The 231-nt window shown below is 52.8% G+C and carries 1 protein-coding gene; it reads right to left on the reverse strand.

What is annotated here, in order from left to right; translation table 11 throughout:
- The coding region (locus ACYP03_RS28325; protein ID WP_459782981.1) for a Na+ dependent nucleoside transporter N-terminal domain-containing protein at nucleotides 1-231 on the reverse strand (231 nt) is incomplete at both ends.

The raw sequence follows: 231 nt of genomic DNA on the forward strand, positions 1-231 counted from the left end.
CGGCAGTACTTTCAGGGCGAAAACGAAGCCGCCGCCACCGAAGACTTCAAACATCTTGCCTGAGACCAGACCGCCGAACAGGAAGGAAATCCCCTGATCACCATATCCGATCACATTGGCTACGAACTGCGATGCACCATACAGCACATCGCGGCCTACCGGCACATAAAGAACAAATGCGCCGAAGAAGAATTGAATGGCAAACGCGCCCCCCACAGTACGTAAGTTAAT

This window comes from Photobacterium sp. R1 (assembly GCF_054600795.1).